Consider the following 15,945-nt stretch of genomic DNA (forward strand, 5'->3'; position numbering starts at 1 on the left):
CCCATGAACCTGGCGCGCTACCGTTTCATACTGTCGCGCCCGCTACAGCTATTGCCGGTGCTGTTTGGCATCAGCATGATCACCTTTGTGCTCGTGCGCTCAATCCCCGGAGACCCCGCCCGGGCCCTGCTGGGCTCGCGCAGCACGCCAGAGGCGCTGATCAGGATTCGTGCCCAGTACGGTCTCGACCAGCCGTTGTGGATGCAGTACTTCTACTTTCTCAAGAACCTGCTCAAAGGCGATCTCGGCCAATCGCTGCTCTACAAAGTCGATGCCTTGAAGCTGATCAGTACCCGCATTGAGCCAACCCTGTTCCTGGTGCTCGGCAGCGTGCTGCTGGCGCTGCTGATTGCCGTGCCGCTGGCAACGGTGGCGGCACGCAACAAGGGCGGTTGGCAGGATCACCTGATTCGCCTGTTTACCACGGCAGGGCTCGGCATGCCGGCGTTTTGGCTAGGCATCATGTTGATCCTGCTGCTCAGTGTGCAGTTGGGACTGTTCCCGGTCTCAGGCTATGGACGCACCGCTTGGGACAAACTGCATCACATGGTTTTGCCGTGCCTGACCATTGCCTTGGCACTCTCCGCCGTGCTGGTGCGCAACCTGCGCGCCAGCATGCTCATGGAGCTACAAGCCGATCATGCCACCGCCGCACGGGCCCGGGGCTTGTCCGAGCGGGCGATATTTCGTCGGCATGTGCTGCCCAACTCCCTGGTACCGGCGGTCAACCTGCTGGCGGTGAACATCGGCTGGTTGATCAGCGGCACGGTGGTCATCGAAAGTCTGTTTGCCATTCCCGGCATCGGCCAATTGCTGGTACGCGGCATTTTTACCCGCGACTACATGGTGGTCCAAGGCGTGGCCATGGTGCTGGCCCTCGCCACCGTCACGGTCAACTTCCTCGCCGATGTGCTGACCGTGATGATCGACCCGCGGGTGAACATGCGATGAGCGGCCAAACCCTCAGTCCTACCTGGCGTCTTGCGCTGCGTTTCGGCTTGCGCAACGGTCGCCTGGCCACCGTGCTCGGCCTGGCGATTCTGTTTGGCTGGCTGTTGCTCGCCCTCTTCGCCCCCTGGGTCGCGCCCTTCGATCCGATTGCCCAGAACACCGATATCCGCCTGTTGGGGCCGAGCCTGGCCCATCCGTTCGGCACGGACAATTTCGGTCGCGACGTTCTTTCCCGAGTGATCTGGGGCGCGCGCATCGACTTGCAGATCTCCGTGATCGGGGTGGTTTTCCCGTTCTTGATCGGCACTTGCGTCGGCGCCTTGGCCGGCTATATCGGTGGCCGGTTCGACACGATCTGCATGCGCCTGATCGATATTATCCTGGCCTTCCCCTTCCTGGTGCTGATGTTGGCAATCATGGCCATCCTCGGCCCCGGCCTGGGCAGCTTTTATATTGCGATGGCCCTGGTGGGTTGGGTGTCCTATGCACGGCTGATCCGTTCGCAGATCCTGGTGCTCAAGCAAAGCGATTTCGCCTTGGCGGCCAAAAGCCTGGGCTTCGGTCATGGACGCATTCTGTTTCGGCACCTGTTGCCCAATGCCATGTTCGGTTCGATCGTGTTTTCCATGTCCGACGCGGTGCTGGTACTGCTCAATGGGGCGGCGGTCAGCTACCTCGGCCTGGGGGTTCAGCCACCCACCGCCGAGTGGGGCACGATGGTCGCCGAAGGCCAGAGTTTCATCACCAACGCCTGGTGGATCTGCACCTTCCCGGGACTGGCAATCGTTACCTTGGCCATGGGCTTCAGCCTGCTGGCCGACGGTGTCGCCGAGCAGCTCGGAGAACGCCCATGAGCACACCGGTGTTGCACGTCGAGGACCTCAGCGTGATCGCCGGCCACGGTGAGCGCGAAGTCACGCTGGTGGATCGCGTGTCATTTGACCTGGCCGAAGGCGAAATCCTCGGTCTGGTGGGTGAAAGCGGCTCAGGCAAGACGATGGCCTGCCGGGCCTTGATGCGCTTGCTGCCCTCTGCAAACCTGCGGGTCCAGGGCAAGGCCCTGCGCCTTGCCGGTGAGGATCTGCTATCGCTGGATGAAGCCAGCATGCGGGGCATACGGGGTCGGCGATTAGGGATGATTTTTCAGAATCCCGGCAGTCATCTTGACCCGTTGATGCGTATCGGCGAACAGATCGGCGAGGGCATACGCCTGCATCAGGGAGCGTCCAAACGTGAAGCTCGGGCGAAGGCCATTGATGTGTTACGCCAGGTGGGCATTCCCGATCCGCTAACGCGGGTCGACAGTTATCCCCACGAGTTTTCCGGTGGCATGCGTCAACGCGCCATGATCGCCGTGGCATTGGGTTGCAACCCCCAGGTGCTGATCGCCGATGAGCCGACCACCGCCCTGGATGTCACGGTACAGGCACAGATCCTGCGCCTGCTCCTGGATTTGCGCGACCAGCGAGGGCTGTCCATCATCATGATCACCCACGACCTGGGGATCGTCGCCCAGACCTGTGATTCCATCGCAGTGATGTACGCCGGTCGGCTCTGCGAACACGGCAACAAGCTTGATCTGCTGGCTCACCCACGACATCCCTATACGGCGGCCCTGATCGACTGCCAACCGGCTACCAGCGCCGGCCATGCCATGCTCAAAACCATCGCCGGCCAGCCTCCTCTGCTGGATGCGCTGCCCAGCGGTTGCCGCTTCAACCCACGCTGCCTTCAGCAGGGCAGCCAGTGCACGCGGCTGTTGCCACAGATGCAAGTCACGGCAGAGGCACACCGGGTCGCCTGCCATTACCCGCTGCCAGTGGGTGCCTCGTCATGACCTTGTTGCACGTGAAGGATCTGCAGGTGCGCTTCGCCGCCCCTGGCAGTGGTCCGTTCGGAATCAACAGGCAATGGGTGAAAGCCGTCAACGGTGTGTCGCTGAGCCTGGCCCCCGGGGAGGTGCTTGGGCTGGTGGGGGAGTCGGGCAGTGGCAAGAGCACCCTGGGTCGGGCCATCTTGCGCCTCACTGAGGTCAGCGCCGGACAAATCCTGTTCGATGGCGTGGATATGGCTCAAGGCAAGCGGATCGACATCGAGCGGCTGCGCCACGAAACCGCGATGATTTTCCAGGACCCTTATACCGCCCTCAATCCGCGAATGAGCATCGGCGACACCCTGGCTGAAGTGCTGCGAGTGCGCTGTGCGATTCCTGCATCGCTGATTCGCCAGCGGGTCGATGAACTGCTGAACCTGGTCGGCCTGCGACCGGAGCTGGCCGACCGCAAACCGGGTTCGTTGAGTGGCGGTCAATGCCAACGTGTGGGGATCGCGCGTGCACTGGCCATCGAGCCACGGTTGATCATCGCCGATGAATGCGTGGCTGCGCTGGACGTTTCCATCCAGGGCCAGATAATCAACCTGCTGCTGGAGCTGCGACAGCGCATGAACCTGGCGATTCTGTTCATCGCTCACGACCTGGCGATCGTTCGGCGGCTCTGTGATCGGGTCGCCGTGATGTACCTCGGCGAGATCGTCGAGCAAGGCCCCACGGAGGCCGTGTTCAGCAGCCCGCGGCATCCTTATACCGTCGCGCTGATCCAGTCCATTCCACACATCGACCCGACTCGACCGTTGCTGGGCGCCCCCCTGCCTGGCGAGCCACCCAGCCCCCTGAACCTTCCATCCGGCTGCGCTTTTCACCCGCGCTGCCGGTATGCACAACCCATCTGCGCGAAAACGCCGCCCCCCATCCATGACATCAATGGACATCGTTATAGCTGTGTGCTCGGAGAGCCATTGCTCTAAAAAACATTCATCAATAGGGAGTTTGACCATGCGATCGAAACATTTGAAGTTGCTGACCGCCGCGACGTTGACCGTTTGCACACTGGCGGCCGGTGTCGCCCAGGCAGCCGGCGTGCTGACCATCGGTTGTCGTGAAGAAAGTACGACGTTCGACCCGATCAAAAGCGCGCAGAACCGTGATAACTGGGTGTTCTCCAATGTCTACGACGTATTGGTGCGCGTCGACAACACCGGCACCAAGCTGGTACCGGGGCTGGCCGAAAGCTGGCAGGTTTCCGACGATGGCATGACCTATACCTTCAAACTACGCTCGGCCAAGTTCTCCGACGGTTCACCGATTACCGCCAGCGATGCAGCGTTCAGTCTGTTGCGCATCCGCGACAACAAAGGGTCGCTGTGGAGCGACTCCTACAAGATTATCGACAAGGCCCAAGCACCCGACCCGCAGACACTGGTGGTGACACTCACGAGCCCTTCAGTGCCCTTCCTCGCGCAGCTGGCGTTGCCCAACGTCTCCATCCTGTCGCAAAAGGCCATGGAGAAAATGGGTGAGGAAGCCTATGCCCAGGACCCCGTTGCCTCTGGCGCCTTTATCGTCAAGGAGTGGCTACGCGGTGATCGCGTGGTGCTGGAGAAGAACCCCAACTTCTGGCAGGCCGACAAGGTGAGCCTGGATGGCGTGGAATGGATCTCCATCCCGGATGACAATACGCGGATGTTGAAGGTACAGGCCGGTGAACTGGACTCGGCGATCTTCGTGCCCTTCTCGCGCGTCGAAACCCTGAAGAAAGATCCCAACCTGGTCGTACACATGGACCCCTCCACCCGCGAGGATCATCTGCTGATCAACCATGAGCACGGACTGCTGGGCAAGCCTGAAGTACGTCAGGCCCTGGACCTTGCGATCAACAAAAAATCCCTGGTCGATACCGTGACCTTCGGCCATGGCCAGGTGGCTTATTCCTACATCCCTAAAGGCGCGCTTTATCACAATGCCGATAATATGCAGCGCCCGTACGACCCGGAAAAAGCCAAGAAAATGCTGGCGGATGCAGGCGCCTCAGGCCTGAAGCTCAACTATGTGGTCAATGCGGGCAATGAAGCCGACGAGCAGATCGCCGTGCTGGTCCAGCAACAGCTCGCCGCCGTTGGCGTGACAGCCACCTTGCAGAAAGTCGACCCAACCCAGAGTTGGCAAATGCTGATCGACGGCGATTACGATCTGTCCGTGATGTACTGGACCAACGACATCCTCGACCCGGACCAGAAGACCACCTTCGTACTGGGACATGACACCAACATGAATTACATGACCCGCTACAAGAACGACAAGGTCAAGGATCTGGTCGCGGCGGCGCGGGTAGAAGTGGACCCGACCAAGCGCAAGCAGATGTATACCGACCTTCAGGCGATCGCCAAGCAGGACGTCAACTGGATCGATCTCTACTACAGCCCGTACATCAATATTTCGCGCAAGAACATCGAGCACTTCCAACAAAACCCACTGGGACGCTTCTCTCTTGAGGAAACAGTGAAGCGCTAGCGAGCAGTGGCTTTCATCCGAGCCGGATAGGGCCAGTGGCAACGCCTTGATCACGAATCGAGGCTTGCCACTTGATGGCCAAGCAACATCGGCCGCTCCCCGGTCATCTCGCACAGCAGCGCTGTGACGGCGTTCCCTTCAACCGTGCCATGCTCTTGCAGAAAGCCCGCCACGGCACTGACCGCCGGCCAGTAACGGTGCACCAGGCAACTGCAGCGGGCGATCGCCAGGGCTTGGGCGTCGAGCAGCTTGCGCGGTGGCAGCAGGCTGATCAATTCATGCCCCCGGTCCAGGTCACCGCGGCCGCTGCCCCTGATCAACCGGTCGGACCGGCGGTGCCGGTAGACCGCTTCGGCCACTGGCCCGGCGAAACAATGGAGCAGGTCACGTTCAATGGCATCGACCATCGAGGGCAGGAATTCAGCGATCCCCGGGGCGTCGAAGGCCGGGCGCGCGACCAGGTAGTCAGCTTCCACCAACCCTTCTGCGTATTGAGGGTTGCCGCGCAGGTCGAACAGAGGTCCCGTGCAGGCTTCAGCCTTGGTACGCACGGTGATGCGTTTTATCGGTTGACCGTTCCACCAAAAGGCCAGGGCATGACCCGCTTCGTGGAAGGCCGTGCTGCGCGGGCATTTGTTCATTATTGGGTCCGTCACGGCAGGCGCCATTCATATCATCTGCCTCGCCGCTTGGCTTCGATAAAAGATTATCCCTATCGACCGTTAATACTGCGCCTATTAGCTATCTGGCAAAGGAGGACTAGCCTGAATTCAGGCTGGTGTAATCCGGCCCGTGAAACCTGACAAAGAGATACGAAGCGTTCAGAAACGTACTGGGCTTGCCGTGGGCCACCGTCCTTGCAATTCGACATTGCAGCGTGGCCGAACATGATCAGTTGAGCGAACTGTGAGCCCTGCGCCCTGTGTATTTCGCCTGTCGCTATTCGAAGCCTCGCCGGGCCGGATAGCTGGATGAATACGACCAAAGGTAGCTTCTCATGGCAAACGAATCGAAATGCCCGTTCAATCACGCCGCTGGCGGTGGCACGACGAACCGCGACTGGTGGCCAAACCAACTGAATCTGAAGACCCTGCACCAGCACTCCTCGCTGTCCGACCCGATGGGCGAGGATTTCAACTATGCCGAAGCGTTCAAGCGCCTGGACTTCCAGGCCTTGAAACAAGACCTGAATGCACTGATGACCGACTCGCAAGACTGGTGGCCGGCAGACTTCGGCCACTACGGGCCGCTCTTTGTCCGCATGGCCTGGCACAGTGCAGGCACCTACCGCACCGGTGATGGGCGCGGTGGGGCGGGTTCCGGCCAGCAGCGATTTGCACCGCTCAACAGCTGGCCCGACAACGTCAGCCTCGACAAGGCGCGTCGGCTGCTGTGGCCGATCAAGCAGAAGTATGGTCGCAATATCTCCTGGGCTGACCTGATCGTCCTCACCGGCAACGTCGCGCTGGAATCCATGGGCTTCAAGACCTTCGGTTTTTCCGGTGGCCGCGCCGATGTCTGGGAGCCGGATGAAGACGTCTACTGGGGTTCGGAAAACAAATGGCTGGGGGGCGATGATCGCTATGGCAAGCCCGACAAAGCCGCCATGCAAGACCCCGGCGAAGGCCAATTGGTGGCCGAGCCCGGCAACGAAGAAAGCCGCACCGACGAGGGGCGCAACCTGGAGAACCCGCTGGCCGCCGTGCAGATGGGGCTGATCTACGTCAACCCGGAAGGCCCCGAGGGCCAGCCGGACCCGGTCGCCGCCGGGCTGGACATTCGCGAAACCTTCGCCCGCATGGCGATGAACGATGAAGAAACCGTGGCGCTGATTGCCGGCGGCCACGCTTTCGGCAAGACCCACGGTGCAGGGCCTGCGGACAATGTCGGCGCCGAGCCTGAGGCCGCTGGCCTGGAGCAGCAGGGCCTGGGCTGGAAGAGCACATTCGGTACCGGCAAAGGCGCCGACACCATCACCAGTGGCCTGGAAGTCACCTGGACCACCACCCCCACCCGCTGGAGCAATAACTACCTGGAGAACCTGTTCGGTTTCGAGTGGGAGCTGACCAAGAGCCCTGCAGGCGCGCACCAATGGACGCCGAAAAACGGTGCCGGCGCGGGCATCATTCCCGATGCCCACGACCCGTCCAAACGGCGTAACCCAACGATGCTGACCACCGACCTGGCGCTGCGCTTCGACCCGATCTACGAAAAAATCTCCCGGCGCTTCCTGGCCAACCCGGACCAGTTGTCCGACGCCTTCGCCCGCGCCTGGTTCAAGCTGATCCACCGCGACATGGGCCCGCTCTCACGCTACCTCGGCCCGGAACTGCCCAACGAAGAACTGCTGTGGCAAGACCCTATCCCCACGGTCGACCATCCGCTGGTCAACGACAGCGACATCGCGGCCCTCAAAGGCAAGCTACTGGCCTCGGGCCTCACGGTTTCACAACTGGTGTCTACAGCGTGGGCCGCGGCTTCCACCTTCCGGGGTTCCGACAAACGCGGCGGTGCCAACGGCGGCCGCCTGCGCCTGGCCCCGCAGAAAGATTGGCCGGCCAACCAGCCCGAACAACTGGCTCAAGTGCTGGCGACCTTGGAAAGGGTTCGGAGCGAGTTCAACGCCGCCCAATCCGACGGCAAGAAAATCTCCCTGGCGGACCTGATCGTGCTGGCCGGCAGCGCCGGCATCGAACAGGCGGCCCAAAATGCCGGGCTCAGCGTGACAGTACCGTTCGCGCCGGGACGCATGGACGCGAGCCAGGAGCAGACGGACGTCGAGTCGTTCGGTTTTCTCGAGCCCATCGCCGATGGCTTTCGCAACTACCTCAAGGGCCGGTACCGCGTTTCCGCCGAGGCTTTGTTGATCGACAAGGCACAACTGCTGACCCTCACTGCCCCACAAATGACGGCGCTGATTGGCGGCCTGCGGGTACTGGACACCAACGTCGGCCACACGGCGCACGGTGTCTTTACCCAACGGCCCGGGACGCTGACCAACGACTTTTTCGTCAACCTGCTCGACATGGGCGTGGAATGGAAAGCCCTTTCCGACACCCAGGAAACCTTCGAGGCCCGCGATCGCAAGACCGGCCAGGTCAAATGGACCGGCACGCGCGTCGATCTGGTCTTCGGCTCCAACGCCCAGCTACGGGCCTTGGCCGAGGTCTATGCCAGCCCGGATGCCCAGGAGCAGTTCGCCAAGGACTTCATCGCGGCGTGGGTCAAGGTGATGAACCTGGATCGGTTTGATCTCAGGTGAGCAGCGTACAAGGGCATGAGGTCTGGCAAGGAGCTGGCCTCATGAACTTTTCTTCACCCCACGCCCCCGCGTGATTGGGTACAGTCGCCTCGCTCATTCAAGAAACTAAGGTTTTAGCCCGCTCTCCCAGCGGGCTTTTTTTCGCCTGGCATTCAAGCTGACGAATGTGCGTTGCCCGACGCAGGCACGGCAGCCGCCTGCGTCTCTCGCGGTGGTTTCAACACGGGCTGCTCCAAAGCCGCGCGCCCATAAAACAGCAACGCCATCAGCCAACAACTCAACCAGACAAAAATCCCCGCCCAGAACGTGTGGGACATGTAATGCCAGCCCTGCAGGACCCGCGTCGTGCCGTAGACAAACCCCAGGGCCAGCGCCCCGTGCATCAAGGCTTTCGAATGACGCCAGCGGTAACGGCGGGCAACGAAATACAGCGCCAGCATCGTAAAGCCGCCGGACGCATGACCGCCGGGCCAGCAGCGACCGTCACCGGCGACTTTCAGCAGCTCGAAATTCTGGAACCACTCCTTGTGCTCGATCTTGCCGGCGTACTGGGTGGTTTCCACCGGGCAGTACACGCTGGTGTGGCCCTTGAGGTAATGGATCACCCCGGTGCTGAGGGAAAAGGCGAAGACCACATAGAGGAAATCGCGACGGTGCTTGTGGGCAAGACGTAGTGGTTTGCTCAGTCGGGTCTTATCCAGCAGGCGAAGCAGTCCAGGGCGCTTTGGCGGTTGGAAGATCGGCCAGAAGAGCGACAACAGCACACCGACAATGGCCGCCTCGCCGGTCCAGTTCGGAATGACCCTCGCCCATTTGTGGGTGATTTGCTCGAACAATCGCACATGCCCCAATGGAAACACCTGGTGCAACGGATCGTAGAAAAGATCGCTGATGGCGATGTCGAGGTGGGTCATGTCGAACAGCAAGAACACCACGACAGCACAGACCAGCGGAATTCCGAGATTAAATCCATAGAAACGGGCGCGAGCAGACGTCAGCATGGGCGGTCCTAATCGTAAGAAATGTTACTGAAATGTCACCGCGCGCCAGTCAGACGCTTCGATAAAGCCGAGCAACCGTGGCGCTTGTGGCTGGGCAGTGGAAACGAACAACGAAGCCCCATAGCCAAAGGCAGAGGTCGGACGCTGGAGCGCGGTTTCCATCGCCTGCATGCATTCACTGTGGGTCACCAGGATCAGGTTTCGTCCCGCCACCTTGTGGGCCAAAGCATTACGCAGCAGGTCATGCCGGCAATTGATCAGCCAATCGTCACCGGTGCCCACCTTGTTGAACATGTACCCCGCCGTCTGGGCTGCGCGCACACGTGGACTGTTGTAGAGGTCGGCGTTATCCAGGCCCAGTTGCTCGAACCGCGCCCCCAGGCCCACCGCAACGGTACGGGCCCGGTCAGTGATGCCTTCGCGATCATTCAGGCACGCGGCCTTGGAGTGATCGCAGCGTTCGACATGACGCACCAGCACGATCATCTCCCCCTTGGCCCAGCCATCGGCCAAGGCCCGGGCGCCGGCGATGTTGCCGTGGGCCAGGTCCGGTATCGCCGCCGGGCTGAGCAGCCAGAGCGTCAACGGGATCACCAGCAGTGCCGAGGCGAGGATGACCATGGCGTTTTGGTAACGGGCGAACCGGCGCGTATCGATCGAGCGCGTTACGCCGAAAAGGCTCAGTCTCAGTTCCACATCAAGCCGCCCCGACGGCATCCACCCAGTCATTCGATGGCGCGACAGTAGAGAGGCCGACGTAGGCAGGCGGTGAAACAGATGTGAAAAAAAGCTTGGGGTGCAAGCAAAGCTTGCTCCCACAGATACCCGGAAAAAAACTTACAGATCTTGCCCTCCCCGCCGATACAGCCCTGTTACATGCTCTTGCTGGCTCTTAACAACAACAATCTTCCAGCGTACCGACGATCAAGCAGCACAACGTTCCTGGAGGAATTTGATGAATAGCTGGTTTGGCAACATTAGCGTCAACATGAAATTGGGCCTGGGCTTCGGCCTGGTGCTGGTATTGACTTGCCTGCTGGCCCTGACCAGTTGGACCAGCCTGGGTGGACTGATCCAGCGCAGCAACTGGATGAGCGACATCACCCAGCTCAACGCCGGCCTGACCAAGCTTCGCGTCACCCGTCTGCAATACATGCTGACCAACGGTGACGAGACCGCCGCACAAAATGTGCAGACCACCCTCGATGGTTTCGTGGCGCAACAGAACGCCCTGCTCAGCAGCTTCAAGAGCCCGCAGAACGTCAAGTTGCTCAAGGAGCAGAGCGCAGTCATCAGCGCCTATCAGGTGTCCCTGAACAAAATGCGCAGTGCCTACCGCACCGGCAACACCGCCCGCGACGCCATGGGCGCGAACGCCGAGCTTGCCTACAAGTTGATCGAGACCATCGATTCCGACGTACGGAAAATGGCGCTCAGCGATGAGCGCTTCGCCCAGTTCCAGGCCATCACCCAGGCCAAGCAGGACTTCATGCTGGCCCGCTATGAAGTGCGCGGCTACACCGCCAACAGCAACGCCGACACCGAACGCAAGGCCGTCACCCAGCTGGACGCTGCCATCGCGTCGCTCAAGCCATTGAACGAGCACTTCTCCAGCACCCGCCAGGATGAACTGCGCCAACTGGAAAACGCCCTGGCCCAATACCGCAGCGCCGTGCAGGCCTTCAAGCTGGCCACCGCCGACGCGGTACAGGCACGCAAGGAAATGACTGAACAAGGCGCGTCAATCGTGACGTTGAGCGAACAGCTGTACCAGATCCAGCTCGACCGCCGCGACGCCGAAAGTGCCCAGGCGCGCACCCTGCAACTGGTCAGCACCCTGCTGGCATTGCTGGTCGGCGTCATTGCCGCCGTGATCATCACTCGCCAGATCACCGGCCCGCTGCGCGACACCCTGGCCGTCGTCGAGCGCATTGCCGGTGGCGACCTGTCGCACACGGTCGTCGTCACTCGCCGCGATGAACTGGGCGTGCTGCAACAAGGCATCGCGCGCATGGGCGTGACCCTGCGCGACCTGATCAGCGGCATCCGCGATGGTGTGACCCAGATCGCCAGCGCCGCCGAAGAGCTGTCCGCCGTCACCGAGCAGACCAGCGCCGGGGTCAACAGCCAGAAAGTCGAGACCGATCAGGTCGCGACCGCCATGCACGAAATGACCGCCACGGTGCAGGAAGTGGCCCGCAACGCCGAAGAAGCCTCCCAGGCCGCGGCCGCCGCCGACGGCGAAGCCCGTGCCGGTGACAAGGTGGTCAGCGAAGCCATCGCCCAGATCGAACGGCTGGCCAGCGAAGTGGTTCGCTCCACCGACGCCATGACCGTGCTGCAACAGGAAAGCGACAAGATCGGCAGCGTCATGGACGTGATCAAGGCCGTGGCCGAGCAAACCAACCTGCTGGCCCTCAACGCAGCCATCGAAGCGGCCCGCGCCGGTGAAGCCGGACGGGGTTTTGCCGTGGTCGCCGACGAAGTCCGTGGCCTGGCCCAGCGCACGCAGAAATCCACCGAGGAAATCGAAGGCCTGGTGGCCGGGCTGCAGAATGGCACCCAGCAAGTGGCGGCCGTGATGAACAACAGCCGCAACCTCACCGACAGCAGCGTGGCCCTGACACGCAAGGCTGGGGAATCACTGGGGAACATCACCCGCACGGTGTCGAACATCCAGTCGATGAACCAGCAGATCGCCGCTGCCGCCGAGCAGCAAAGCGCCGTGGCCGAGGAGATCAGCCGCAGCATCATCAACGTGCGCGACGTCTCCGAACAGACCGCCGCCGCCAGCGAAGAAACCGCCGCTTCCAGTGTTGAACTGGCGCGGTTGGGGAATCAGTTGCAGATGATGGTGAGTCACTTCAGGGTTTGATCATGAGAAACGCCCGTTTCCAATTGGAAATGGGCGTTTAGCGTGACGGCATTGCTCAAGGGTTCCAGGGGTTGATGACTTCAACGCCTGGGAACTTGAAGTCTTTGGTATTGCGGGTTGCGATCAGAGCGCCGTGCGCTCGGCAAATGGCTGCGATTTGCGCGTCGGCCATACCTGCCGCCCGCCCCTTAGCCTCGCATGACGCAACCAGGGCCGCGTACTCGACAGCTGCGTGGGCATCAAAGGGTAGGATCCTGTCGACAAAATCCTCTTCAAACATTGCCATGGCATGGGACTCGAGCTTTTGCTTGCGCTTGCCGAAAGGCAGCCGAGCGATACCATGAAGAATCTCCGCAACTGTAATAGCGCAAATAACCAGGTCCATTGCCGGCTGTGAATCGATCCACGCCAGGACGGTTGCGTTCGGCTCGGCGCGCATGAACTCTGAAATGACATTGGTATCGAGCACTATCATTCAGAAAGATCCACCGCCGTTGCTTTCTCGTCACGCGAAGGCAGATCCAGATCAACTCCACCCAAGGAGCTGAACCTGTTTCGGATACGACTTCCTAATCCTCCCGCCGGGCTGACTGTCGCCAAGGCACGCCCCAAGATCAGCCTTGCCTCTTCCTCCATGGAGTGACCGTTGTGGGCGGCGGCGATACGCAGTTGTTCCTTGATCTGATCATCAAGGTTTCGAATCGTGATGCTGGCCATAATCCCCTCGCAATCAATGAAATCATTGATTTCAAACTTAGGTTAATCTCTCCTGCTTGTCCAGCTACCGTTACACACTCATCCATACCGACTGTATCAACCCCCGTTCAACCAAGATCCAGACAACGCATCGCCCTTTCGTACAAAACCCACCCCCTCTCGTCCTACCGCCTTTTGTCCCACGCTCCTGTACGGTTTGCCCTGGACCGCACATTCCGTTCGAACAGGAGATGGACAGCACATGGACGCAAGCAACGACTCACTGTTGCACCGGCTCATCGAAGCCCCAATCGGCGATGACAACGCCCAGGCCGATTTCAGGACAGCCCTGCAGCGCATGGGATTGACGTCGGTCTTCGACGTCATGCGCATGGGCAAGGCGCAGTTCGTCCTAGAAATGGGCAAGCACACCGACGTGGATGCCGGGCAGGTCTATGACAATGCCGCCAGCTATGCCGGGCAGGTCAGTCGCCTGTATCAGGAGCACCTGATATCACCCAGCGATACCCCGCGACGTGCCCGGCGCAGCCTGGGTTCGGACTCAACCTCGGCGTCCGTCAGCTATCAAGCGCTGTTCAACGAGCATTGGGATCAGTTCTGCAAGGAAGGTGACATCGCGGCCATCGACTCGCCCGTGGCCTATCTGCGGGCGCTGTATCTGTTTGCCGGCCAGCTGGAAAACGCCTCCCCATCAACCGACAAAATCACCCTGGAGCAACGGCGACCGGACCTCAAGGGGCTGATGCTCGATCACCAGAGCGCCTTCGTTGCGCGGCCAATGCTGGACATCGTCAATGACACCTTGCGCAGCGCGCTCGAAGCCCATCTGGCAACGAGCGACAAGACCGTCCACCAGGTCCTGGCCAGCGAACACTACCCCTTCTCGCTGCCCTACGACCTGCATCATCACCAGTGCCTGTTGGGGCTAGGCGCAAACAAACTGGTGCTGGGCGAATTGAATTATCGGGTGAGCCTGAAACTTCCGTTTTCACCAGGGGATTCACCTTACGGGCGTGTTTCGCAATCCCATGTCGAGGCGCAAAGATTGTTGTCCGGGCTCAGTCCTGAGCAACAGAAAATCCTGCTCGCGCCGGCCAGTTCAGACCTGGACCTTGACGTCCTGAAGAGAAGCTACGGCACTGAAAACCCCAATCGCCTCCACGATCTTTCGTTCTTCAAGGAGCGCACCGGGCTGACCACGGAACAGGTCGAACAGTTGCTGGCACAAGGTGCCTACAGCCCACGAACCTCGACCGCCAGCCCCCCCTCGATTCATGCCAACAATCATGGAGCCGCTTACATCAACGGGCCGGAATCGACAGCCACCCTGACGACTCTCAAATCCACGGACACCGTCATCCATGCATCTCGCGAACGGTTCGCCCGCATGCAGCGGATGATCCGATTGCAGCGCTGGACCGGTATTCCCGTTGCCGAACTGGACACGCTGATCGTCAATGCCTTGCGCTCGGAAGGCAGCACGACGATGACGCTCAACACCAATACCTTGCGCACCCTGGGGGTCTATCGCTACCTGAACCAACGCCACGGCATCGCACCGCAAGAGTTTGCGTCGTTACTGCACGACATGCCGATTGCTGCTTGCGGCCAGCAGGTGCCCTTGTTTGACCAGGTGTTCAATCGAACCCAATTGCTCGGACACCCGCAGGTGGAAGACTTGGTCACGACGGACCTGAAAACCTTCAGCTATCTCAGTGCGGGCCTCGGACTTCCCATGACGCAGGATTCGCTGCTGTTGCTAACGAAGCAAACCGAAAAATACCTGTCTTCGTTTAACCACGATTTATCCACAGTCTCGTCACTCTACCGCCAGGCCCGTATCGCCCGGATGTTTGGTCTCTCTCCCTTCGAATGCACGGCGCTGGCCCGCTTACTGGGCGGGGAGGACTTCTGCAAAGCGTTGGTGACAGGGGCATTGAGTACTTCGCACGTCTCACAGCCCGACATTCTCGATGTGCTGATGGCGCTGGATTGGGCCGTCGACTGGCTCAAGCAAGACAACCGGGATGTCGCGTCATGGTGTCGTCTGTTCGACGCTACCGAAGACGACGTGCCAATGAACAAAAGCCTGGAAAAACGACTGTCGATACTGCTGGCGCAAGAGCCCCAACCGAGCGGAGAGCGGCACGTGGTGGAGACCTTGCTGCACGACCTTGCCGACTTGTCTGCGGAATACTTCCCCTGCGTGATGCGAATGGCCGACACCCATGCAACAACGATTGTCGCGGCCATCGAGAGCGCCCCTGGGAAAATGCCTGCATTGCTGGCGACGGTATTGCGCACGGCCCAAGCGTGCAAGGGTTTGCACCTGAGCAGCAGCACCCTGCGACAATTGATGAATAACCCAACCTGGCTGGCCACAGGCAGCACAGGAACGCTGACGCCTCAAACCCTGTATCTACTCGAACGCTTCAGTCACTGCGCCCACCATCAAGCCCGGTCAGAAGAACACCTGCTGCATTACTTGCAGCTTGCCAACCAGGACACGCCGCAAGGCACAGGCGAAGAAGCCAATAAACTGCTGGCCAGCCTGCTGGACTGGAGCACTGACGAAGTCAGTTGCCTGACCGCACACCTGGACCATAAACGCGCCCAGTCCATGGAAGCCGTGGATTGGATCATGCGCTGCCAGGCGTGCTGCCAGCACACCGGGCTGTCGGCCAGCCTGCTGCTCAAGGCAACCGCACTCAACAACGACAGCGAGACATCGGACTGGAGGACCGTCAGTGAAGCGCTGATCGCGGCCTGCCACTGACACGTCCACCGTCCT

Annotated in this window: 13 protein-coding genes and 1 pseudogene; 9 read left to right on the forward strand and 5 right to left on the reverse strand. The window is 60.7% G+C overall.

Annotated features, from left to right (window positions below; all coding sequences use genetic code 11):
* The first annotated feature begins 3 nt into the window (after window positions 1-3).
* From BLT00_RS20450 to BLT00_RS20470, 5 genes are read left to right on the forward strand one after another with little or no spacing between them, the layout of a single operon-like run.
* Window positions 4-951, forward strand: a complete 948-nt coding sequence (locus BLT00_RS20450) for an ABC transporter permease (protein ID WP_072340935.1) — start codon at window positions 4-6, stop codon at window positions 949-951.
* A complete protein-coding gene (locus BLT00_RS20455; protein WP_092146207.1) occupies window positions 948-1,805 on the forward strand; it encodes an ABC transporter permease in 858 nt (285 codons plus the stop codon). The genes BLT00_RS20450 and BLT00_RS20455 overlap by 4 nt, the downstream gene beginning before the upstream one ends.
* Window positions 1,802-2,788 (forward strand): ABC transporter ATP-binding protein, encoded by a 987-nt coding sequence (locus tag BLT00_RS20460; protein ID WP_092146209.1) that lies wholly within the window; start codon window positions 1,802-1,804, stop codon window positions 2,786-2,788. Before BLT00_RS20455 ends, BLT00_RS20460 begins: the two co-directional genes overlap by 4 nt.
* Window positions 2,785-3,756, forward strand: a complete 972-nt coding sequence (locus BLT00_RS20465) for an ABC transporter ATP-binding protein (protein WP_092146211.1) — start codon at window positions 2,785-2,787, stop codon at window positions 3,754-3,756. The genes BLT00_RS20460 and BLT00_RS20465 overlap by 4 nt, the downstream gene beginning before the upstream one ends.
* A gap of 28 nt (window positions 3,757-3,784) precedes the next feature.
* Window positions 3,785-5,299 (forward strand): ABC transporter substrate-binding protein, encoded by a 1,515-nt coding sequence (locus BLT00_RS20470; protein ID WP_092146213.1) that lies wholly within the window; start codon window positions 3,785-3,787, stop codon window positions 5,297-5,299.
* A 50-nt stretch (window positions 5,300-5,349) separates the two neighbouring features.
* On the opposite strand, the gene BLT00_RS20475 is transcribed toward BLT00_RS20470, so the two are convergent.
* The gene (locus BLT00_RS20475; RefSeq protein ID WP_092146215.1) at window positions 5,350-5,940 is read right to left on the reverse strand and encodes a hypothetical protein; all 591 of its coding nucleotides are present in this window, start codon (window positions 5,938-5,940) and stop codon (window positions 5,350-5,352) included.
* Window positions 5,941-6,296: 356 nt separating this feature from the next.
* Here BLT00_RS20475 and katG point away from each other — a divergent pair, with 356 nt between their 5' ends.
* Complete coding sequence (katG, locus tag BLT00_RS20480; protein WP_092146217.1) at window positions 6,297-8,561, forward strand: catalase/peroxidase HPI; 2,265 nt, start codon at window positions 6,297-6,299, stop codon at window positions 8,559-8,561.
* A 152-nt stretch (window positions 8,562-8,713) separates the two neighbouring features.
* Here the strand turns inward: katG and BLT00_RS20485 are convergent, their stop codons facing one another.
* Together BLT00_RS20485 and BLT00_RS20490 are read right to left on the reverse strand one after the other, a co-directional pair.
* Complete coding sequence (locus BLT00_RS20485) at window positions 8,714-9,562, reverse strand: phosphatase PAP2 family protein (RefSeq protein ID WP_092146219.1); 849 nt, start codon at window positions 9,560-9,562, stop codon at window positions 8,714-8,716.
* 24 nt (window positions 9,563-9,586) lie between these two features.
* Window positions 9,587-10,258, reverse strand: a complete 672-nt coding sequence (locus tag BLT00_RS20490) for a lipopolysaccharide core heptose(II)-phosphate phosphatase PmrG (RefSeq protein ID WP_092146265.1) — start codon at window positions 10,256-10,258, stop codon at window positions 9,587-9,589.
* A 394-nt stretch (window positions 10,259-10,652) separates the two neighbouring features.
* Between BLT00_RS20490 and BLT00_RS32580 the strand changes: the two are divergent.
* Together BLT00_RS32580 and BLT00_RS32585 are read left to right on the forward strand one after the other, a co-directional pair.
* Window positions 10,653-11,531: pseudogene (locus tag BLT00_RS32580) on the forward strand (methyl-accepting chemotaxis protein); the annotation flags it as partial.
* 201 nt (window positions 11,532-11,732) lie between these two features.
* A complete protein-coding gene (locus BLT00_RS32585) occupies window positions 11,733-12,437 on the forward strand; it encodes a methyl-accepting chemotaxis protein (RefSeq protein WP_371856155.1) in 705 nt (234 codons plus the stop codon).
* A 55-nt stretch (window positions 12,438-12,492) separates the two neighbouring features.
* Here BLT00_RS32585 and BLT00_RS20500 read toward each other — a convergent pair whose 3' ends face one another.
* Both BLT00_RS20500 and BLT00_RS20505 read right to left on the reverse strand, forming a co-directional pair.
* The gene (locus tag BLT00_RS20500) at window positions 12,493-12,912 is read right to left on the reverse strand and encodes a type II toxin-antitoxin system VapC family toxin (RefSeq protein ID WP_092146223.1); all 420 of its coding nucleotides are present in this window, start codon (window positions 12,910-12,912) and stop codon (window positions 12,493-12,495) included.
* A complete protein-coding gene (locus BLT00_RS20505) occupies window positions 12,909-13,154 on the reverse strand; it encodes a FitA-like ribbon-helix-helix domain-containing protein (RefSeq protein WP_092146225.1) in 246 nt (81 codons plus the stop codon). Before BLT00_RS20505 ends, BLT00_RS20500 begins: the two co-directional genes overlap by 4 nt.
* Window positions 13,155-13,395: 241 nt before the next feature.
* On the opposite strand from BLT00_RS20505, the gene BLT00_RS20510 reads away from it, so the two are divergent.
* Window positions 13,396-15,930 carry a Tc toxin subunit A gene (locus BLT00_RS20510; protein WP_092146227.1) on the forward strand — a complete coding sequence of 845 codons (2,535 nt, stop codon included), beginning with the start codon at window positions 13,396-13,398 and terminating at the stop codon, window positions 15,928-15,930.
* Window positions 15,931-15,945: the final 15 nt, after the last annotated feature.

The organism is Pseudomonas sp. NFACC51, from assembly GCF_900103575.1.
GTDB classification, from domain to species: Bacteria; Pseudomonadota; Gammaproteobacteria; order Pseudomonadales; family Pseudomonadaceae; genus Aquipseudomonas; species Aquipseudomonas fluorescens_Q.

Coding starts and splice junctions, on each gene's coding strand:
- BLT00_RS20450 (WP_072340935.1), top strand. CDS start 4: ATGAACCTGGCGCGCTACCGTTTCATACTGTCGCGCCCGCTACAGCTA.
- BLT00_RS20455 (WP_092146207.1), top strand. CDS start 948: ATGAGCGGCCAAACCCTCAGTCCTACCTGGCGTCTTGCGCTGCGTTTC.
- BLT00_RS20460 (WP_092146209.1), top strand. CDS start 1,802: ATGAGCACACCGGTGTTGCACGTCGAGGACCTCAGCGTGATCGCCGGC.
- BLT00_RS20465 (WP_092146211.1), top strand. CDS start 2,785: ATGACCTTGTTGCACGTGAAGGATCTGCAGGTGCGCTTCGCCGCCCCT.
- BLT00_RS20470 (WP_092146213.1), top strand. CDS start 3,785: ATGCGATCGAAACATTTGAAGTTGCTGACCGCCGCGACGTTGACCGTT.
- BLT00_RS20475 (WP_092146215.1), bottom strand. CDS start 5,940: ATGAACAAATGCCCGCGCAGCACGGCCTTCCACGAAGCGGGTCATGCC.
- katG (WP_092146217.1), top strand. CDS start 6,297: ATGGCAAACGAATCGAAATGCCCGTTCAATCACGCCGCTGGCGGTGGC.
- BLT00_RS20485 (WP_092146219.1), bottom strand. CDS start 9,562: ATGCTGACGTCTGCTCGCGCCCGTTTCTATGGATTTAATCTCGGAATT.
- BLT00_RS32585 (WP_371856155.1), top strand. CDS start 11,733: ATGACCGCCACGGTGCAGGAAGTGGCCCGCAACGCCGAAGAAGCCTCC.
- BLT00_RS20500 (WP_092146223.1), bottom strand. CDS start 12,912: ATGATAGTGCTCGATACCAATGTCATTTCAGAGTTCATGCGCGCCGAG.
- BLT00_RS20505 (WP_092146225.1), bottom strand. CDS start 13,154: ATGGCCAGCATCACGATTCGAAACCTTGATGATCAGATCAAGGAACAA.
- BLT00_RS20510 (WP_092146227.1), top strand. CDS start 13,396: ATGGACGCAAGCAACGACTCACTGTTGCACCGGCTCATCGAAGCCCCA.